Source organism: Moraxella sp. DOX410, assembly GCF_032248735.1.
In the GTDB taxonomy this organism is placed as follows: Bacteria; Pseudomonadota; Gammaproteobacteria; order Pseudomonadales; family Moraxellaceae; genus Faucicola; species Faucicola tetraodonis.
Window position 1 is genome coordinate 1,867,091 of sequence record NZ_CP135138.1, and the last position, 20,497, is coordinate 1,887,587.

Here is a 20,497-nt window from a genome sequence, read left to right on the forward strand (position 1 = left end):
GTCAAAAGTTGTGATATTGAGTAGAATTAACGCCATATTCTGCGCATAATAGCGATTAGAAACACTTTGAATAGAGCGCCTATGTCGATTGAACCAGCACAAAACAACCTATCCCTCAGTAAATTAGACCGCAATATTGTCTTCTTTGATCGGGCGATTCGCTCGTTTATTCCAAACAGCAATCTTAGCACCCGTCCTTTGCCTGTCTCTAGCCCCGATGTGCCAAAACTCTCCGTGGAAGAAGCGCGTCATGTCGCGGGTCTCATGCGTATCAATCATACTGGCGAAGTGTGCGCGCAAGGACTGTATCACGGTCAAGCATTTACCGCCAAACAAGCAACGGTCAAAAAAGCCATGCACCAATCTGCGCTAGAGGAGATTGACCACTTGGTGTGGTGTGAGACGCGGTTAAATGAATTGGGTAGCCATCCCAGTATTTTTAGTCCGCTTTGGTATGGGCTATCGTTTGGCATGGGTGCGGTAGCAGGATTGATTTCTGATGAGTTTAGTCTGGGGTTTGTCGCAGAGACAGAAACCCAAGTCAGCGAGCATTTGCACAGCCATCTTGGTAAGCTGCCTGCACAAGATAAACGCAGTGCTGAGATTTTAAGCCAAATGGATAAAGAAGAATTACATCACCGTGATAAAGCAGTCGAATCAGGCGCCAGCCCATTGCCACTACCCATCAAAACTACGATGCGTTTTTTGGCTAACTGCATGAAAACGGTGGCGTATCATATTTAACTGAGAATCTTTAACTAAGCGTGCTTAACCGAGCGTGTTTAAATGAGCGCGACTGACAGCCTCAATCGTTGGCTGGCGTGTTTATTGCTATAACCTTGCTTAATCGCGCTTTTTTCGCGTAAAAATATAACAATAACTTTATTTTTTTTTGATAGTATTTTTACATTATTGCTTTACATTGTTGCTATGGGATAAGCTGACTGATTTTTGCAATCCATCCCACCCAATTTTTTAAGGAAATTTCAATGACTCACATGGTAAAACCCCTAACATATACCTTAGCTATTTTGATGGCAACCAATGCCACTGTAGCGATGGCTGCAACGGCAACCGCAAAAACAACAACCAAGACGACCACCACCAAAACCACCACGGCAAAACCCGCTACCCAGACAACAGCCATTAAAAAAACCACGGTGACCAAAGCCAAAACTACCAACAAATCAACCGAAAAATCGGCTGATACGGTCAGTAATAGCGTGAAGAATACTACCCCGCAAACGACACCCCCGTCAGCCACCTCAAATACAGGTTCAGTGATAGTGCCTGTTTTGACCGCCCCAACGGTTGCCAACGTGATGTATCCATCTACCAACAGCGTACAATTGGTAGGCACGGATATTTCAGCGCAAAACTTTGCCAATATCCCGCTACCGGCTTTAACGCTTAGTAATATCTCAACAGTAAAAACCGTTTTGATTCCACGAACCACGGATAACAGTACACAGTTAGATGTCAGCGTGTTAGACGATTTTATTACTTATGTTACCCCAATGGCGCGTCATTACCCACCTGTTTTTTCAAGCCGTACTGAGCGCTACAATGCCACTGAGCGACTCAAATCTTTGACCGCATGGATTGAAAGCTATGCACAAAACCCAAATGCCTCCTATGAGGTGCTACTGCGGGCAGCAAAACTCAATGCCATGGGTCGCAACCTGGATTTGGGTTCGGATTATGCCGTGCGTGCAGGCAATTATATCGCCCGTGCTTTGAGGCTCAATGACACAGCAGAAGCCAACTTTTTATATGGCGCAATGCTCGCTGAGGGTGGCGGCTTTAAAGAAGGTACCAAGTACTTAGAAAAAGCCGAAAAAATGGGCTATTTAGAAGCTACGCAAAGTTTGGCACAAGCAGATTTGCTGGATGACAAAAAAGACCGCGCCATTCAACGGTTAACGGAATTTAAAGCCAGAAACCCAGACAATCCGTATATCGATGAACAATTACGCATCATTGATAGCGGTAAATACTATATTTGGGATATCCCTGCAAAAGTCGTTCAATAATTTTTTGCGTTCATACCCTAGCCGTGGTTTAATATCACTGCTAAGTCACCATGCTAATTCACCATCATAGTTGAATTTTAGCATGGTGATTTTTTTCACCCTATCATTCAGTGATAGGCAGATTTTTTGCGCTGCATTTTTTTTGCGATATCCATTGTTGCTCTATTCTTTTTTGCTCTATTTTAGCCGAGTAAATCACCATGCCGCTAACAAACCAATCTACTAGATTTTGTCAAAAGTCTCTCATCACAGCGACGACATTGGTTACTATCATCACCCTTAGTGGCTGCGCCACCACCAAAATCGGTAGCCGCGATACTGCAAGAGCCATCATAGATCAGCGCGTCAGCGTGTTATCGGGCAACCGCTTGAGTTCTGACACCAAAAGCCGTTTAGTGCAGGCAGGTTTAGATGAAGAGAAATGCTTGGCAAATATGCCTGCCTGTGTAGTGACGCTCAAGCAAGCAGATCTTAATACCGATAAAGGGATTTATGGCGCAATTAGTGAGCTGTTTTACGCCTCTGCCCAGCAGCGCCAGCAAGCCAAAACTTGTACCAATCCGCCAAAAGATTTGGCTACAGACTATGCCAAAGATTTGGTTGGCAAGACCGACGTTGTAGCGCCCAAACCCGATGAAATCTCTTGTAGCACTGCCTTTCAAGACGATATGCTGCAATCGATTCGGTTTTCTTACATTTATTTGATGTACGATATCCTCAATCCAACCGTCGTCAATCAACAACCGTCACAATTGTATTATCTGCCAAAACAACGCGATACCCAAATTCAGGATTTGTATTACGCTGCCATCGATGCGTTAGGTGATCGCCTGTATCATCAAAAAATGGCAGAAAATTATCAAATCACTCGCAACAACCTGCGTGTCAGTATCAATGGACAACCGTTTACTGATAAATCGGCATCGATGAAGTTGATCTCAAGCTACCAGATTGATTTATCAAAATTTAACACCATCAGTCGCCGCGATGGCTTTGGCATCAATTATGTGGCGCTGCTCAATAGGCGCATCAATACGGCGGTGATTATTGACTTGTTGCAACACTATGCCAATGATACACCGTTAGAAGAACGTATCCACCAAACAGGGCATTTGCCTATGACCGCGGTGTTGATGCCCAAAGGCAATACCATTGATGAGTTGCAAAAAACCACCGATTTTTCGCTCAATATTTATGATCCCTATCACTTTAAAAGTGTCTCTATACTCAACAAAGATTTTGCACTATCGGCGAATTTTTCGGCAGCCTATGGCTTATGGTCACAGGACAATCGCCTAGGCAATATCAGTTATTTTAGTATGTTTTCCTCGCCCTATCAGCAGACCCAGCCGCATTTATTTATGCTTGAGCCTTACAATCCTAATAAGCGCGTGATTATCATGATGCATGGGTTGGCATCGAGTCCTGAAACTTGGATTGGACTGACGAATGACATTTTTAATGACCCAAAACTTCGCGAAAATTTCCAAGTTTGGCAGATTTTTTATCCAACCAATATCCCGATGCTAGAAAACCGACACCAAATTTATGACTTGATTGAACGCACTTTTAAAACCGTCGATCCTGAGCAGCAGGACGTTGCCAGTCAACATTCGGTGCTGATTGGTCATAGTATGGGTGGGGTGATTGGGCGTTTGTTGGTATCAAATGATGACTTAACGCCCAAAGTCGAATCGCTGGTTGCCAATTACTCACAGATGAATAATTTTTCAGCGGACTACGCCGCATTTGTCCGTCATGCGCAAAACAAAACGCTCAGTGACCGCTTCAAACTGCAAGCGCTGCCGCAAGTCGACCGCGCGATTTTTATCTCTTCACCATTTCGCGGTACCGATTATGCCGATCGCTGGTTTACTCGCAGTTTGCGCCGTATCATCTCGCTACCGGCAGGGTTTATCCGCACCGTGTATAGCAATTTAAATTCGTTATTTACTGAAGGGGTGGTTTCAAGCAATCCGCTGGCACAGCTATTTTTGGAAAATGGCGCCAGCCAGTTGAGCAGCCACTCTTACTTTAACCAATTAACGGCAGATGTCAAAATCGCGCCCAATGTTACCGTCAATAACATCATCGCCACTGATGATAAGGATTTGTCCAATGCGCTCAATCAGTTTACCGCTAAGGCAGCCAATAGCACTACTGATGATGTATCCGCATCCATAACATCTTTGAAAAATGACAATACAACCGCGACCGTGAAACCCGCCACAGAGACCAATCTGTATAACACCACGAGTCTGGCGCAAGCCAAACAAAGTCTGGATGAGAAAAAGCAACTCTTAGAATCGGTGAAATATGGCGCAACCGACCGTGTCTCCGATGGTATTGTGCCGTACAACAGCTCGCATTTAGAAGGCGTGGAATCTGAAAAAGTGCTTACCGGGCGCCACAATGTCCATACTAGCCCGCAGGCGATTTTGGAGTTGCGTCGCATCCTACATCAACAACTCGCTCGCTATGGCGTCACCCAAGCGCCGCCTGACAGACAGCCTTGAATGTCACTATCAGCATCAATAAAAAAGCGAATAGCCTTCACTATTCGCTTTCTATTAAACTGTTTATTGCTACTAATTATTGATACTACTAACAGTCCAACCGCTAAACTTTAGCAAAATACTTGGTCAACACTTCAAGACAGCGCGTCACCTTCGCAGGTTGTTGTTCATGTCTAGGTGTTACCGCATACAGCATATAACTTGGTAATTGGTAACCTGGCAATACTTCCACCAAATCGCCATTTGCCAATTCTTTTTGGATATCTAGTGACATGATACGGGCAACGCCATGCCCTTCTTTAGCAAGGGTCGTGGCAAGCATAATGTTGTTGGTTTGAATACGCGTTGGCATACGCACGCGTGATTTTTTACCTGTTTCCACATTGATCATATCAACTTGATTGGGATCTTTGATAAGACTAATGCCAATCATATTGAGTTTGGCCAAATCTTTTGGCTCGGTCAATTTTTCATTTTGACGTAAAAAATGCGGTGAAGCCACCAGCAGCTGACGTACCTCGGTCAAAGGAAACGCCGATAAACTACTGTCATTAAGGTTTGGTGACATCCGAAGGGCGATATCGATACGCTCTTCAATTAAGTCAACATACTGATTGTCCGCTTCAAAATGGATGGTTAAATCATCATGCGCCGAAATCCAAGTCGACAGCGCCGGTAAAATATGATTCACACCCAATTCTGGCGTGGTCGCAATGCGTAAGTTCCCTGCTAACTCATCGCGTAATTGATTGACACGGATACGACCTTGTTCGGCTGCCGCAACCACATCTTTGGCACTCTCATAAAAACTAGTACCTGCTTCCGTTAAGCTTAACTTACGAGTTGAGCGATGCAATAACACCACACCCATATCGTTTTCTAACGAGCGGATTTGTTGACTAACCGCACTTGTTGTTATGCCCAGTTCTTTTGCAGCACCACTAAATGAACCATGACGTACAACACTTGCAAAAACCGCCATGCCTCTTAAATTATCAAGCATATTTCACCCAATTTTATCACTTAATCAAAGTCGCTTTTAAAAGCTGATGTATTATACGTTATTAGCAAGATAAATTAAACGACATCGGGATTTATTAACTAAAATTATTAATATTTTTTTCAATTATTTAATATTGTATTTTATTGATTTTCTTAACAAATATTGGTTTCCCTCAATTATTCATCCGTTAAAAAAGTAAAAATTAGAATTTATATAAATTAAATTGACTTATTGAATTAACTTAACAGAGCTAATCGAGGCGTGTTGCTGCAACAGTGCCTGCGTAACTGCTTGTTGTTCAAGCTGATGGGTAGCTTGTTGTAACGCTAGTTTTTCGCGGGCTTCTTGTAGCGCTTCTGGTTTTAATTTCTCTAGCGCTTGAAAATTACTTGCCGACTCCGCCAAACGAATATCAATACCCTTAAAAAGCTGTCGAAGTTTTTGGCAAAAATTATCAAAAGTTGCGGTATGGGTCAAAAAGCTTTGTTCAGTGACAAATTGGCTGACCCCATGAATGTCGCCCGTCATCACCCCGCGCTTGGCAAGCACTAATTCATCCTCATCGAGCCAGCCTTGCTCACGGGCATTAAACACCCAATAATCCCATTTGGCAGGTGTCCACTCGCCTTCAAGGGTTACATGAGTGGGTTTGAGTAATGCCAGGGGCGATACATTAGCAATATCACTCCCCTCTGCCGCCATAGTGTGGTGGGAATGGTCAACATTAACATTGACATTGGTAGCTATGGCGACTGGCGCTGGCGCATTGTTTTTTATCAATGCGCTATCTTCTGTGACAATGCTAGGCGTGTTGCCAGACTCTGCAACGATGTCTGGCGCAGTAATTTCATGATGACTATCGCTTGATTGCAAATCAGATAAGCGATTGGCATCGTCTAGTCTGGTTGGAGTTTGCCCTGCGGTGGTACTTGCCGCGGTTGTATCGTTAGATATTAAATGGGTATCATCAAATGTCTGTTGTTCAATGCCTTGTTCAATGATTTGTTGAAGGCTATCAACGCTCGCAACGTTTGGCGCAGATTTGAGCAGATTGTTATCCGATAAGTTATTATCACTCTGCTCGGAGGTTACTTGTAAGCTATCTTCAGCCACCACTGAAGACTTTGCAGCTTGCATTAATTCGCTAGGCGTTGTGTCAACAAGTTGAGAATCAGGACTTTGAGAATCGGGACTTTGAGAATCAGGGTTACTAGCGATTGGATGACGAAGCGGGATTTGATTACGATGCAGCGGCTTGAACGCCATCAAGCGGAGCAAACACATCTCTAGCGCTTGCATCGGCGTATTGGCTAATGCCAAGTTTTCACGGCTTTTTACCACAATGTCATAATATAGTTGTAATAGCTCTGCGGGTAACTGCTGAGCCAGTTGTTGCAATTGCTCGCTTTGCTGGCGATTGATTTGCAAATCAAAATTTGGCAAGGCCTGCAAAATAGCCAATTGATGCAGCGTCTCAGCCAACCTGTCAAATACGGCTTTGGCATCCACCACCTGCTCACGCAGAAGCTGAATGGCCTGCGTCAACTGTTGGGTATTTTGCTGATAAATATTGGCAAGGATAGCGATGACATCGGCTTGGTCAATTAAACCAAGCATCTGGCGAATCACTTCATCTGTGACATTGCCATTGCCAAACGCAATAGCTTGATCTGTCAGTGACAATGCATCGCGCACGGAGCCTTTGGCACTGCTCGATAGCTGCCATAAGGCATCAGGCTCGTAGCTGATTTGTTCTTTGTTCAGAATCGTGCCAAGATATTCAGCGAGCGCGACTTGCGGCAAAGGTCTGAGTACAAATTGCAGACAACGCGAGATGATGGTAATGGGCAGTTTTTGTGGGTCTGTGGTCGCAAGCAGAAACTTCACATGCGCTGGCGGCTCTTCGAGGGTTTTGAGTAGCGCATTAAAACTATGCGTCGATAGCATATGCACTTCATCAATTAGATAGACTTTATAGCGACCTTGCGTCGGGGCATAGGGTACGTTGTCGAGTAATTCACGGGTATCTTCAACTTTGGTACGTGATGCCGCATCAATCTCAATCAAATCAATAAAGCGACCACTATCGATGGATTGGCATACCCCACATACGCCACAAGGCTCGCTTGTCACCCCTGTTTCGCAGTTGAGACATTTTGCCAAAATACGCGCAATGGTAGTTTTGCCGACGCCGCGCGTACCCGTAAATAGATACGCATGATGCAACCGCTGGTTATGGATGGCATTGATTAATGCTTTGGACACATGTTCTTGTCCCAGCAGCTCATGGAAGTTTTTTGGACGATATTTGCGTGCTAGGACTTGATACATGGTTATGGATACATGACAACAAAAACGTTAAAAAGAAATAACCTTAACCCACTCGTAGTAAAACTAAACCGCTGGGCTATTGGCTTCAATTAGGGGTTGTAATTCACCGTCTTGGAACATTTGATAGATAATATCACTGCCGCCAATCAGCTCACCTGCCACCCATAATTGTGGAAAAGTTGGCCAGTTAGCAATCTGTGGCAAAGTTGCACGGATTTCTGGGTTTTCAAGAATATTGACAAACGCAAATGGGCGACCAATTTGGGTTAGCACATCCACCGCACGCGCAGAAAAACCGCATTGTGGGAACTGTGGCGTGCCTTTCATATAAAGCAATACACTGTGTTGAGCGATTTGGTCACGGATGGTTTGTTCGATGTCAGTTTGGTTCATATCAGTCATATGAAATTCCTTTGTCAGGCCCTTTAAAGTAGAGCGCTATCTTCACAGCTAGAATTTGACTCACTAATAATGAGTGCAGGGTTGCTATTATACGCTATAATGGTTATCGAAAGTAAGCATTCAAGATGCCCACCCCAAAAAAGTCAGCAGCAATATCACCCGCAAATTCTATTAATTTGATGAAGTCACTTGTTCAAGCAACACCACGCAGCTCACCATAATCCCTTCTTGACGACCGGTAAACCCAAGCTTTTCAGTCGTGGTGGCTTTGACGCTGATTTGGTCAACCGCGCAGCCCATGACACCGGCAATACGCGATTGAATCTCGGTACGATAAGGCAATAGTTTTGGACGCTCCGCCATGATAGTGATATCGGCATTGATAAGCGCAAAGCCTTTTGATTGGATAAATTGGTACACTTGGTTTAGCAAAATGGTCGAATCTATATTGCGAAAACGCTCATCGGTATCCGGGAAAAACTGCCCAATATCGCCCAGTGCCAATGCACCAAGCAACGCATCACACAACGCATGTAACACCACATCGCCATCAGAATGGGCAAGCAAACTGTGGGTATGAGGAATTTGCACCCCGCCTAATGTTATAAATTGGTTTTCTGTGCCGTCGTTGACAAAGGCATGGACGTCAATGCCCTGACCGATTCTTATCATGGTTAATCCTATTTTTTATCTTGCTGTCGTGATTTTGGGGAGCTATTGTGTGTGGTTTAGCGGTGTCTATTCTAACAGTTTCAACAGTGACTGTTTTAGTGGACTCTATTTTAACGGTTAAAGTATGATTTACAAGTAGTTAGGCTACCTTAAATCAAAGCTTTGAATAACAGCTTAGATTAAAAATTTTTGATAACGACTTTGGATAGCATTCGAATAAAGACTTTGACTAAAAACTTGGCATAACCAGCTACTATCACTGCTTGAATTAAAAATTGGGTGTCAAACGAGATTTTCCGTATAACGTCTAAAAAAATTGATAAATCCTAGTAAATTACTATAGTATTTTATTATATAACGTTATATAATATAAAAATAAACCCATCAAGTGGGGAGCTTGATGGGGGTGGGTAATGCACTATTTGTTGTTATTTTTATTGTTTCTTTCTTCTTCTTTGTCCTGCTTAGGTGAGCCATAATACTACATTATGGCTTTTTTTCTTTTTATCCTAATCAAAAAAATTTGTGTTTTTTATATCCTTCTGAATTTATTTTAGCGTATTTGCCCCGGTGCTCTATGTGCTCTTTGTTATGAATTGTTAAATTAAGTTTCTTTAGTTTCCTTAATAAAACTATTAATATTAATTTTGCATCCTTATTTTTGCATTGCTGCTTTTTAATGATAAATCATCTGAGTGATAGGCAATAAAAAAACGGCTTAAAATTTAAGCCGTTTTTTGTTATGTTAAGATTAACGCGTACGTGGGCAAACTTCATTGTCATTGAAAAAGTAGCTGATTTCACGGGCTGCAGATGTGGTTGAGTCTGAACCGTGAACCGCGTTTTCATCAATGCTGTTAGCAAAGTCACGACGAATCGTGCCTTCAGCGGCGTCTTTTGGGTTGGTAGCGCCCATGATTTCACGGTGGTGAGCCACTGCGTTTTCCCCTTCAAGTACTGATACGACCACTGGACCTGAAGTCATGAAAGAGACTAAATCATTGTAAAACGGACGCTCTTTGTGCTCAGCATAGAAACCGCCCGCCTTTTCGTTGTCTAAATGCAACATTTTTGCTGCCACAATTTTTAAGCCTGCTTTTTCAAAACGGCTGTAGATTTCGCCAATGTGGTTGCCGGCAACTGCGTCAGGTTTGATAATTGATAACGTACGTTCAATGGCCATGTTAATTTCCTTTAAAATTGAAGGGAAGTAGATTTTAAGTGTGAGAAACTGTAAAAACAGTCCTTACCCTGCCCGATGGCTCTGTCAAATCGCGATTTGAATAAGCACGGGGTGCTGTTCTTAGTTGCCTATTATAATGATATTGCGGGCAAAAACTAGTTTAATTCATCACTGTTAAGTCGAAATTGCGAGAATATCAAGTTAAACAAGTTTTTTGTAATAAATGGCGGATATATTCTGTGATACGCAAATGATATAATAGCCAATAGCTTAAATTTTCTCTCAATGGTATGACGCTCTTAAATATCACAAAAACACAAGCGGCTGTTGTCAGCCTATGCTTGGCGCTATTATTGGTGGCAAGTATCGGTTTGGCACGTCAGTTTACTGTCAAAACCATGCCAGATTGTCAGCGAAAAAGCCAGCCGTTCGACTATAGTATCTGCGAGCTTGATGCTAAAAACGCGGCGAATTTTTCACTACATTGGCAAAATCCCTCGTCCGCGAGCCACCCATTATTACTCACCTTTACTACCCTTCGCGATTATTTGGCAAGCCAGCAACCTACCAAAACCTTGTTGTTTGCGATGAATGCAGGGATGTACGATGGCAATTTTGCGCCGATTGGGTATACGGTCATCAATGGCAAACAAATCCGAGCCCTAAATCTCAAGCAGGGCGGCGGCAACTTTCACCTAATGCCTAACGGGGTATTTTGGCAAGACCATCAAGGTTTTTATATCACTGAAAGTCAAAGCATGGCAAAAAAACTGGCAAGCGGAGCAAAACCGACCTTCGCCACCCAATCTGGACCCATGCTGGTCATCGATGGTAACATCCATCCGGCATTTGATGCCAATAGTACCTCGAGAAAATACCGCAATGGTGTTGGCGTGTGTGGTCGCAATCCTAGCCGCGTCAAATTTGTGATAAGCGATACCCCTGTCAGCTTTTATGAGTTTGCCGATTTTTTCAAATCGCAATTGGGTTGTGACAATGCGTTGTTTTTGGATGGCGGTAGTGCCTCGGCATTGTATAGTCAGACGCTGTCACGCAATGACAATAAATATATGGGTGTAATGATTGCGGTGACACAAGACAAATAATGCGTATTCGGTGAGACAAGTTTATGCTGATTTAATCAGCGTTTTGCATAAAATTATCCATTTCCACATTGCAAAAATAATTTTTTAAGGTATTATAATCAGCCTAGTTTTGACAAATTTGCTTAGCAATATTTGCGACACTACCCTTTCGGGCCTATAGCTCAGTTGGTTAGAGCAGAGGACTCATAATCCTTTGGTCCACAGTTCAAGTCTGTGTGGGCCCACCATATAAACAACCACTTAGGTGCATTAATCCTCAGTGGTTTTTTATTTTTTAAATTTTAGTGATTAAATAGCAAGCAGATTACGTCGATATGAATCACTATTTTAAATCCGTACTGATGTTAGTTATTTTTGATTATTACTTATTTTTGACTGCTATTCGGTTTTGATAGTCTGAATGAATCCCCCAACGATTATTCCCATCAACTAACTCGTAGTTTAGCATTTGACAGTGGTGCTTTTTATAGTGTTTCTTCGGCACCTTCAATGATAAAGGCACGATAATTTGCCCCTTTTAGGCGATGTTGTAATGCTTCTTGATAGATGGGACTGTGATACCAGTCTCGCGCGGCTGCCATATCAGGAAAGCGTAGAATAACAGCGCCTTCAATTTCATTGCCTTCAAGCACTTCTAATTGACCATAAAAAGCCAAGGGTGTTAGCTCACGACCTTCACGAGCAAGCGGCGCTTTTTGTGCATATTGCGCCAGTTCCTCAGCGTCTGTAGTTTGCTCACGGGTAAATACCACATACGCAGACATGGGCTACTCCTTATTTAACAATTCAAGCAGTGCGCTGGCGGTTGCAGCAGAAGAAGCAGGATTTTGTCCAGTAATTAGTAAACCATCTACTTGGACATACACTTGCCAGTCACCCGCTTTAGAATAATGACCACCTTTTTCTTTGAGCATATCTTCGACTAAAAACGGTACAATTTCGGTCAATCCTACTGCTTCTTCTTCAGTATTGGTAAAACCCGTCACAGATTTACCGCTAACCAAAGGCTTGCCATCACTGGTTTTTACATGACGAAGAACACCTGGGGCGTGACAAACTGTCGCAACGGGTTTTCCTGACTCAATCGCTTGTTCAATCAGAGCAATTGAAATCGGGTCTTCTGCCAAATCCCACAATGGACCATGCCCGCCTGGGTAAAACACGGCATCATAATCAGCGATAGAAATTTCGCTAAGTTTATGGGTCTGTGCCAACGCTTGCATTGCCACGGGATCTGCTTCAAAGCGATGCGTGGTTTCAGTTTGTGCATCGGCTAAGTTACTTTTTGGGTCTAGCGGTGGCTGCCCCCCTTGAGGTGACGCTAGGGTAACTTCAGCACCCGCATCAATAAAGGTGTAATACGGTGCTGCAAGTTCTTCTAGCCAAAAACCTGTTTTCTTACCAGTATTGCCGAGTTTGTCATGTGAGGTCAGAACAAGTAAAATTTTCATGTTATTTTCTCTGATAGTTTTTAGAATTTGGGTTATTGCTACATGAGCACAGCGATAGTTCGTATGTGCAAAATGCAAAATACCGAGCAAATTAACCCGTTATTTGATAGCTGTTATCTGGTAGCCATTATTGAGTAGCTGTTATTTAATAGCCTTGCATTCTTGATAGCATTGACAAAACGTGTGAAATTAAGCCTACAGGCTGCTTGATATTGGCTAGTTTAGAAAATAGCGTTCTGACGTATATTTAGTCAGCGAGGCGTGATGATAAAAAATAGGTAAAAAACGGCATCAACGACTAGCTAGTTGACTGATTTAACTAGACTGATGCAATAAAACGCTACGTAGCGTATCATCTAGAATATCAAATGACAGGCAGCGCTTTAGAGAATTTAAGCATCAGTCTAACCTGGTAGTTTACTCGCCAACACATCTACTTTTTCAATAGAAGGCGGTTCTGAAAATAGTTCATCTGCTTGAGCCATCAAAGCGGCGGCAACCTTGCCCGATAAATGAGCCTCGCGACCTGCTTCATCAGGGAATGCATCAAAAATACCAAAGGTTGAAGGGCCAAGGCGTAGACCAAACCATGCAACTGTGGCAGGTTCTTCATTGACGATAGGCAGACCAGCTTTTAGGAAATCTTCTACTTGTTGTTCTTTACCTGGTTTAGCTTCAAGACGGACATATAAAGCGGTTTTAACCATCACTAATACTCCAATATTGACTAGCCGACATTGACTAGCATCAAAATTGAGTCTAAACCACTGTTATATTCATGTCAAACGGCTTTAGCGCATAGCTTTGTTGTATAAAGGTTACATAAACATTTATGCTTTAGGTCGTGGGGAATGTCTGTATCAGCTTAAATTTGATACTGATATTACTTCCTTTATGCTTGTGCTTTAACTATAACCTTGCTTTAACCATAACAAAGAAACAAGCATAAGTGATAAGGTGTAAATGATGTTGCACTCGCCACCTTTGATTGGGTACACTGGTACAACAATAAATGACGGCATTTTACCAACGGCTATTTTTGGCGAAAACACAGGCGCAAAAGCTATGACCTTAACTAGCGCCCTTGACCTTGCACCTTTAGCATAGACTCAGAATATCGACTATCTTTCATTAATTCTACCAGATTAGGCTGCCTGACCTAAGCAAGCCTGCCTGCAATACACTAAAAAAACTGCATTTAATTTAATTTGATTAAACTAACCCGCTATTAAATCCACTATTACAAAAGGACAAATCCATGAAAGCCGTATCGTATGTTATAAATAACCATGATGATTTTAAAAATTCATTGGTAGATATTGAAAAAGCGAAGCCTACGCTTAAGGAACGTGATGTACTGGTAAAAGTTCAGGCAATCTCTGTGAATCCAGTTGATACCAAAGTGAGAAAAAATTCGTCTGAAGCAAATAATCGTATTTTAGGTTGGGATGCCGTTGGGGAAATTATCGAAGTTGGCCCAAAAGTTACCTCGTTTAAAGTAGGAGATTCTGTTTGGTATGCTGGCGATTTAACCCGAGATGGTAGTAATGCTGAGTTTCAAGCAGTCGATGAACGAATTATCAGTCTTAAACCAATTACAGTATCTAATGCAGAAGCCGCAGCATTGCCATTAACTGCTATCACCGCATGGGAAATGCTGTTCGATCGTTTTCAAATTTCAGAAACCGACGTTGGCAGTATTTTAATTATTGGTGGTGCAGGTGGTGTAGGCTCAATCGCTATCCAACTCCTAAAAGCAAGAACCAATCTGACCGTGATAACCACAGCGTCACGAGAAGAAACGAAATCTTGGGTAAAATCATTGGGTGCCGACCATGTCATCGACCATAGCAAAGATTTAAACGAACAAATCGAAGCACTAGGCATTGAAAAACCAAAATACGTCTTCTCTACCAATCATACAGACACCTATATCAAGCAAATAGTTTCTCTGATTGCACCACAAGGCAAGCTTGGATTGATCGATGATCCACAAACCTTTGATATTATGCCGTTTAAGACTAAATCCATTTCTATCCATTGGGAGTTGATGTTCACCCGCTCAATGTTTGAAACCGATGATATTGAAAAGCAAGGTGAACTGTTGCAACAGGTTGCCCAATTAGTTGACCAGCAAAAAATTAGAAGTACGCTTAACCAAAATCTAGGCAATATTAACGCTGCAAACTTGGAAAAAGCACATAAGCTGCTTGAATCAGGTAAGTCAAAAGGCAAAATTGTACTAGAAAACTTCTAAAACACACCTTGTAAAACTCATATTTTAAAACATATCTTGGGTAAAAAGCCCCTTAAAGTAACTCACCAAACGGCTGGCGGAACGAAAACTGCCAGCCGAAATCACTCATCATCTTGGCTGTGCCAATATGCCAAACTCAATAACTAAAACGATAATCAATAAAGTACTGCCACTAAGATGATGACAAGCCATGCCATCAATATAGAAATGACAGAAATCAACGCAGCTTGGGTATATTGATGATTCATACAGTTATTCCAACACGCTAATACGCTTTATGAATCTAATAAACTTTGCGTATAATTTTCGATACCCATCGAGGTCATTAGTTCCATCTGCGTTTCTAGCCAATCAATGTGTTCTTCACTCCCGTCTTTGAGTTTGACCAATAATTTGCGAGAGACAAAATCACGCTGCTGCTCACATAAAGCAATCGCATTTTTGATGATGTCAGTTTTTTGATACTCTAATTGCAAATCACAACGCAAAATTTCAGCGACATTTTCACCAATTAAAATTTTGCCAAGTTCTTGCAAGTTTGGTAGACCAGCTAGCATTAAGATACGCTCAATGAGGTCATCTGCCCATTTCATCTCATGAATCGACTGATGATACAATTTTTCATTGAGTTCACTGAGTCCCCAGTTTTTGGCGATACGCGCGTGTAAGAAGTACTGGTTGATAGCAATCAGTGCTTGACCCAAAACTTGGTTTAACGCTCTTAGAATTTCTTTATCGACTTGCATAATGTTTACCTTAGTTGCCTTATTGCTTGGTCGCCTTATTCAGAGATGTCACCGAGCTGAGATTGCAGATAATTGGCTAGTCCCATCATATCAATCAGTCTTAACTGCTGCTCTAACCAATGCGCATGGTCTTCTTCGGTATCGACCAATTGTGCGACCAAAATCTCACGGGTTACATAGTCTTGCTCTTGCTCACAAAGCGCAATGCCGTCTTTGAGATGTTGACGAACCGCATATTCAAGCTGAAGATCGGCTTTTAGCATACTTGGCACATCGTGACCGATGTTGATATCGGCAACTTTCATGTTGGGTGTGCCTTCTAGCATCAATACACGATTGATTAGGGCACGCGCATGATCGCTTTCTTCTTCCATTTCATGATGCATACGCGTATGAAGTTTTAGATAATGCCATTCATGATACATTTGCGCATGAATAAAGTACTGGTCACGAGCCCCCAGTTCACCACTAATTAAGAAATTTAGATAATCAATAACAGCTTGGCTGCCTTTCATGGGTATATCCTTGAAAAATGAACAGAAACAAAGGTTGGGTATTATCTGAAATACTAAATTAAAGTGACGTTAAAAACAATTCACCGCAACAAATAATTTACAATATTTTTCAATCGCTCATTCATTGAGATTAATGAATAAGTTTGGGTGTGTGCGCTAACAGCTCATTAGGCAACTTAATAAACTAGGCAACATTAATACACTAAGCAACTTCAATAAATAGGTGTGTATAGTTATTGATGCTTTGGGCGTACTCTTCGAGATAACCTTCAATCATTGGCTGACAGCCACCACAGCAAGTAGCTACATCAAGCTCAGCTTGTAACGCCTCTAAGCTGTCATGACCTTGTTCAATGGCTGTTTTGATTTGACTTTCTTTGACCGCATTACAGATACACACAAACATACGCACCTCGTTGATAAATTTTCTTATATAATAATGATAACTATTCTTGTTATCAATAAAAATTTTCTCAATCAGGCTATTCACTGACAAACGCAATTTTGGTTAGCTTGTTTTCGCTCGCTATTGCTAGGATTTGCGCGACGGTATCATATCGGCTGTCTTTATCAACGCGTAGCTGAATGCTTGGGGTCTCGCTTAATTTGCCTTGTTCGGCAAAGCGCGTGTTTAACTGCGCCAAACTGATACTGGCATCATCCCAAAAAATCTTGCCATCTTTATCAATACTTACTTGTATCACTTTGGGCGGGGCTTCATTGACTTGTGCCGAGGTTTTGGGCAAATTTAGCGGCACACTGGGATTGATTACCGTTGCCGTCACCAAAAAAATAATCATCAATACCAGCATGATATCAATCAGTGGAATCAGATTGATTTCATTCATGCCCGTCGAAGCGTCATCACCGAGTTGAAATGCCATAAGTTATTCCCTGTTTATTTATTTATCTGTTTAGCGTTGGGTCAAGGTTAGGTGTTTTTCAGCATTAAGTCAGCGGCGTTAGTTTGTTGCTTGGGCTGCGAGCTGGTTTGCAAATGGGGTTGAGCGGCTAAACTAGTTTGCGTAACTTGGCTGGAAGAATTCATCAACACGTTGGCAAGTAAGGTATGCGCCGTGTCATTCGCTTGGTGCATGGCTTTGCGATTGATTCGTACTACGACATTGTACATAATGACCGCAGGAATCGCTACCGCAAGCCCAAGCCCAGTCATAATCAAAGCCTCCCCAACCGGTCCTGCGACTTGACCAAGTCCGGCTTGACCTGATTTAGCAATGCTATCTAAGGCATGAAAAATCCCCCACACGGTACCAAATAGCCCAATAAAAGGGGCAATGGCAGCGGTCGTACCAAGGATATTTAAGCCCTGCTCACTGGCAAAACGGTAGCGATTAAGCTGTTGCAGTAACTGCTGCTCAGTGACCAATTTTTGATTGTCTAGAGATAAGGTAGTAAGTTGAGATTGCTGTTGGTAAATTTGCTGGGTCAAATCTTGCGACACTGTTTTGGCAATTTTTTGGCTATTTAAGATACGTAAAATGCCTGTAATCCAAGACAACATCGATAAAGCAATTAACACAAAAAATAACGTCTTGGTCACTACATCTGTATATTGCCAGTAATTTGCAAAATCCATAATCATTCCTATAACACGATAAATATAAAGACTAACTTTAAATGTTAGTATAAATGATAATCATTATCAACAAAAATATTAAGAATTAGGTTCAATTTAACAAGCGACTTTAAAATCCAGCAATTTTAAAATCAAATGACTTTAAGATGAAGTAACTTTAAAATTAATTAACTTTAAAACCTCATACTTTTTTATCTTCACTTTGTGTTAGCTTTATCTTGGGCAAAATCACCACAAGATTATTGATAGCCTACGGTATCGAGTAGGATGACTACCTTGCGCAAAATGCCGTTTTCGGTTACACCGATCAATACCTTAGGCAATTGTCTTGATACCCCGCCAAACCTTGTGGTAGTAGGACGGGTAAAAAATTGGATTTTGGACATAAGCAAAATTTTTCTGCAATATTTTATGAAAATGCTAAACCGCAATGGGCAATCCATCATGCTGATGGGTATCACCCATTGATTTTAAAACTGATAACTTAGCGCTACTTTGACATTGCGTCCCATGGCTTTATCACCGGTATTGGATACGTGCTCATAGTAGTAGGCATCCGTAAGGTTATACACACCAGCATCTACGGTTAATTGCGGTAAAGCGCTTGGACGATAGCTACCAAATACATCATAGGTGGTAAAACTTGGCAAATCAGCGACGGCAGTAGCGCTGGTGCGACGCGTTAAACCTTTGACATGGCGGATGGCACTTCCAACGCTAAATCGGTCATTGATGTCATAATTAAAGCCAAGGTTTAACTGATCGCCTGAGTCTTTGTTGAGTTGGTAACCTTGCTCGGTTTCGCTTTTGGCATGGGCGTAGCCTGCATTCAAGCGCATATTGTTTAGCCGATATTTTGCGCTCAGTTCATAGCCTTTAACGGTAGTCTCGCCGGCATTGATGTAGCTGGCACATTGCCCGTCTGTCACTGAGTTGCCTGTGCTACAGTCAATGCCTGTTATGCGGTCGATTTTATTGTCATACTGGGTATCAAAGACTTTGGCTGTCAGCGACATATTGTCTTGACTGTCAAACACCCCTTGAAAACGGCTACTGATACCGAGCTCTGCGTTTGCGCCTGTTTCTGCTTCGATGTCTTTATTGACGAAGGTTTGCCCAGATTGGTGAATGGTTTCTGGCAAGGGTGGCCCATTAAACAATTGGGTATAACTGGCAAATAAGCTGTGATTTGGCGTTAGTTTAAATTCCCCTGCCAATGCGCCCGACAGTTGATTATAGTCGTCACTGCTTAAGCGCTCTGATGGCTTATAATGGTCAAAGCGCACGCCAGGCGTCAGCGCAAATCGTCCCAATTCGATTCGGTCTTGTAAGTACACCCCTACGCTGGTAGCGTCTTCTGTGATATCACTACTCTCTAACGTCGCTGATTTTTTATAGCCTTCTACCCCATAGTTGAGCGTATGGGTCAAAGCATGGTCACCATGATGCTGCGTCAGTTGCTGTTTGATACTTGCCGTCATGCCATCGGTTTTGCCTGATGTGGCTATACGCATGGGGGTCGTTCCGCGCAGTCCTTGCGACAGCGATTCATTGGTCAAATGATAAATTTTGCTGTTTAGCTCAAAATTGCTATGCGGTTTATACTCATAGCCGAGTGCATAGGTTTCATTATTGGTGTAGCCAGGATGAATATTAGCGGGTAAATTGGCTTGGTAGCCGATATTGGGGCGAAACGGATAGTTGCCGTCATTGTCATAGCTTTGGTAACTGGCAGTAATCTTGTGACCTTCTGCCGGCATCACATTGACTTTGGCTAGTATATTTTTGATAGTAATATCATCACCTTGGATGTGGTTGCCTTTGCCATCTTCACCGCCATCGCTGTCACGCTCACTATAAGACACAATCATGTCCAACTGGTCATTGGGTTTGGCATAGGTCGTTAGACTTCGTTGAAATTGCTGATCGTTACTGGCATAGCCCAGTTTAACCTTTGCCCCCATTTTTTGATCAGGTAGTAGCAAGTCTTGTGCATCCACCGTGGTAAACGCCACACCGCCACCGATGGCATTATTGCCCAAAGTTACCGAGTTATTACCCACTGACACTTCAGTTGTTTTATACAAATCTGGGTCAAGTCCACTAATCCCGGCATGGTGAAAGCCGCGCGTTTCCGGTTGGCGCACCCCATCCACGGTGATTTTTAAGGCACTGCCTGCATTGTCTGAGCCCAAACCGCGAATATAGATATGCTGATCCATCCCCGACGTGCCACCGACATTCACCCCAGCAACCGTCGGTAAATATTGATTGAGTAAATCAGCTTGCTGTACCTTGACTGAGGTCTCATGGCGGACATTCTCAGTTTGTTTTGCTGGGGTATATTGACGGGCATTAAAAGTAATGGTCTGCAAGGTAGTGACGGGTTCTGGCTCACCCGCTGTTGCCAACGGTGAATAAAGGGTGGTTAATACACACAGACTTAAATAGCGCAAAGCACCACGCGGCGGTAAACTAGCATTGGCAGTATTCATAAAATCACTCAGATATATAAAAAAAGAGAAGCGTTACAAAGCGGTAAGAATAATATAAATGATAATCATTATCAATTAATTTTTCCAATTATTTCCCTTTTTTCGAATATCTAACGCTAGTTATCAATAAGTAATCAAGTAAAATCAGGCAACATCAAGCGAAATTATAAAGTGGCTTAAAGTTCTCGCA

General features: G+C 42.4%; 20 protein-coding genes and 1 tRNA gene. 6 read left to right on the forward strand and 15 right to left on the reverse strand.

The features are described from left to right. Positions 1 to 81 precede the first annotated feature (81 nt). The 3 genes from coq7 to RNZ41_RS08315 all read left to right on the forward strand — a co-directional run bounded on the left by coq7 (position 82) and on the right by RNZ41_RS08315 (position 4,549). On the forward strand, positions 82 to 744 hold the full coding sequence (gene coq7, locus RNZ41_RS08305) for a 2-polyprenyl-3-methyl-6-methoxy-1,4-benzoquinone monooxygenase (RefSeq protein ID WP_060996286.1): 663 nt from the start codon (positions 82 to 84) through the stop codon (positions 742 to 744). A gap of 245 nt (positions 745 to 989) precedes the next feature. Then, positions 990 to 2,033 carry a tetratricopeptide repeat protein gene (locus tag RNZ41_RS08310; protein ID WP_314027065.1) on the forward strand — a complete coding sequence of 348 codons (1,044 nt, stop codon included), beginning with the start codon at positions 990 to 992 and terminating at the stop codon, positions 2,031 to 2,033. Positions 2,034 to 2,233: 200 nt separating this feature from the next. Next, a complete protein-coding gene (locus RNZ41_RS08315) occupies positions 2,234 to 4,549 on the forward strand; it encodes an esterase/lipase family protein (RefSeq protein WP_314027066.1) in 2,316 nt (771 codons plus the stop codon). A gap of 103 nt (positions 4,550 to 4,652) precedes the next feature. On the opposite strand, the gene RNZ41_RS08320 is transcribed toward RNZ41_RS08315, so the two are convergent. The 5 genes from RNZ41_RS08320 to ndk form a co-directional block, all read right to left on the reverse strand. Then, complete coding sequence (locus RNZ41_RS08320; RefSeq protein WP_096488551.1) at positions 4,653 to 5,552, reverse strand: LysR family transcriptional regulator; 900 nt, start codon at positions 5,550 to 5,552, stop codon at positions 4,653 to 4,655. A 228-nt stretch (positions 5,553 to 5,780) separates the two neighbouring features. Beyond that, positions 5,781 to 7,883, reverse strand: coding sequence for a DNA polymerase III subunit gamma/tau (gene dnaX / locus RNZ41_RS08325; protein WP_314027067.1), 2,103 nt, complete (start codon positions 7,881 to 7,883; stop codon positions 5,781 to 5,783). Between the two features lie 63 nt (positions 7,884 to 7,946). Then, positions 7,947 to 8,285 carry a Grx4 family monothiol glutaredoxin gene (gene grxD, locus RNZ41_RS08330; protein WP_007116440.1) on the reverse strand — a complete coding sequence of 113 codons (339 nt, stop codon included), beginning with the start codon at positions 8,283 to 8,285 and terminating at the stop codon, positions 7,947 to 7,949. A gap of 171 nt (positions 8,286 to 8,456) precedes the next feature. Next, positions 8,457 to 8,957 (reverse strand): 2-C-methyl-D-erythritol 2,4-cyclodiphosphate synthase, encoded by a 501-nt coding sequence (ispF, locus tag RNZ41_RS08335; RefSeq protein ID WP_050323953.1) that lies wholly within the window; start codon positions 8,955 to 8,957, stop codon positions 8,457 to 8,459. A 751-nt stretch (positions 8,958 to 9,708) separates the two neighbouring features. Next, positions 9,709 to 10,140, reverse strand: a complete 432-nt coding sequence (ndk, locus tag RNZ41_RS08340; protein ID WP_007116442.1) for a nucleoside-diphosphate kinase — start codon at positions 10,138 to 10,140, stop codon at positions 9,709 to 9,711. Positions 10,141 to 10,430: 290 nt separating this feature from the next. Here ndk and RNZ41_RS08345 point away from each other — a divergent pair, with 290 nt between their 5' ends. Together RNZ41_RS08345 and RNZ41_RS08350 are read left to right on the forward strand one after the other, a co-directional pair. Next, positions 10,431 to 11,246 (forward strand): phosphodiester glycosidase family protein, encoded by an 816-nt coding sequence (locus tag RNZ41_RS08345; RefSeq protein WP_099807664.1) that lies wholly within the window; start codon positions 10,431 to 10,433, stop codon positions 11,244 to 11,246. 150 nt (positions 11,247 to 11,396) lie between these two features. Continuing rightward, a tRNA-Ile gene (locus tag RNZ41_RS08350) sits at positions 11,397 to 11,473 on the forward strand. 237 nt (positions 11,474 to 11,710) lie between these two features. Here RNZ41_RS08350 and RNZ41_RS08355 read toward each other — a convergent pair. The 3 genes from RNZ41_RS08355 to RNZ41_RS08365 all read right to left on the reverse strand — a co-directional run bounded on the left by RNZ41_RS08355 (position 11,711) and on the right by RNZ41_RS08365 (position 13,404). Further along, positions 11,711 to 12,010 carry a DUF1330 domain-containing protein gene (locus RNZ41_RS08355; RefSeq protein ID WP_065253684.1) on the reverse strand — a complete coding sequence of 100 codons (300 nt, stop codon included), beginning with the start codon at positions 12,008 to 12,010 and terminating at the stop codon, positions 11,711 to 11,713. Positions 12,011 to 12,013: 3 nt separating this feature from the next. Continuing rightward, positions 12,014 to 12,697: a type 1 glutamine amidotransferase domain-containing protein gene (locus tag RNZ41_RS08360; RefSeq protein ID WP_313078424.1), complete on the reverse strand. Its 684-nt coding sequence runs from the start codon at positions 12,695 to 12,697 to the stop codon at positions 12,014 to 12,016. 404 nt (positions 12,698 to 13,101) lie between these two features. After that, entirely contained in the window at positions 13,102 to 13,404 is a 303-nt protein-coding gene (locus RNZ41_RS08365) for a putative quinol monooxygenase (RefSeq protein ID WP_065253682.1), read from the reverse strand. A gap of 551 nt (positions 13,405 to 13,955) precedes the next feature. On the opposite strand from RNZ41_RS08365, the gene RNZ41_RS08370 reads away from it, so the two are divergent. After that, positions 13,956 to 14,954 (forward strand): zinc-binding alcohol dehydrogenase family protein, encoded by a 999-nt coding sequence (locus RNZ41_RS08370; protein ID WP_314027068.1) that lies wholly within the window; start codon positions 13,956 to 13,958, stop codon positions 14,952 to 14,954. Between the two features lie 275 nt (positions 14,955 to 15,229). Here RNZ41_RS08370 and bfr (RNZ41_RS08375) read toward each other — a convergent pair whose 3' ends face one another. From bfr (RNZ41_RS08375) to RNZ41_RS08405, 7 genes are all read right to left on the reverse strand, one after another. After that, the gene (bfr, locus tag RNZ41_RS08375; protein ID WP_314027069.1) at positions 15,230 to 15,700 is read right to left on the reverse strand and encodes a bacterioferritin; all 471 of its coding nucleotides are present in this window, start codon (positions 15,698 to 15,700) and stop codon (positions 15,230 to 15,232) included. Positions 15,701 to 15,735: 35 nt separating this feature from the next. Then, positions 15,736 to 16,215, reverse strand: coding sequence for a bacterioferritin (bfr, locus tag RNZ41_RS08380; RefSeq protein ID WP_282850562.1), 480 nt, complete (start codon positions 16,213 to 16,215; stop codon positions 15,736 to 15,738). A gap of 202 nt (positions 16,216 to 16,417) precedes the next feature. Beyond that, positions 16,418 to 16,621 carry a (2Fe-2S)-binding protein gene (locus RNZ41_RS08385; RefSeq protein WP_007116452.1) on the reverse strand — a complete coding sequence of 68 codons (204 nt, stop codon included), beginning with the start codon at positions 16,619 to 16,621 and terminating at the stop codon, positions 16,418 to 16,420. 76 nt (positions 16,622 to 16,697) lie between these two features. Then, positions 16,698 to 17,099: an ExbD/TolR family protein gene (locus tag RNZ41_RS08390; protein ID WP_036599719.1), complete on the reverse strand. Its 402-nt coding sequence runs from the start codon at positions 17,097 to 17,099 to the stop codon at positions 16,698 to 16,700. 47 nt (positions 17,100 to 17,146) lie between these two features. Further along, complete coding sequence (locus RNZ41_RS08395) at positions 17,147 to 17,812, reverse strand: MotA/TolQ/ExbB proton channel family protein (RefSeq protein ID WP_314027070.1); 666 nt, start codon at positions 17,810 to 17,812, stop codon at positions 17,147 to 17,149. Positions 17,813 to 18,051: 239 nt separating this feature from the next. Then, positions 18,052 to 18,198 carry a hypothetical protein gene (locus tag RNZ41_RS08400; RefSeq protein ID WP_314027071.1) on the reverse strand — a complete coding sequence of 49 codons (147 nt, stop codon included), beginning with the start codon at positions 18,196 to 18,198 and terminating at the stop codon, positions 18,052 to 18,054. 84 nt (positions 18,199 to 18,282) lie between these two features. After that, positions 18,283 to 20,307 (reverse strand): TonB-dependent receptor domain-containing protein, encoded by a 2,025-nt coding sequence (locus RNZ41_RS08405; RefSeq protein WP_314027072.1) that lies wholly within the window; start codon positions 20,305 to 20,307, stop codon positions 18,283 to 18,285. Between the last annotated feature and the right edge of the window lie 190 nt (positions 20,308 to 20,497).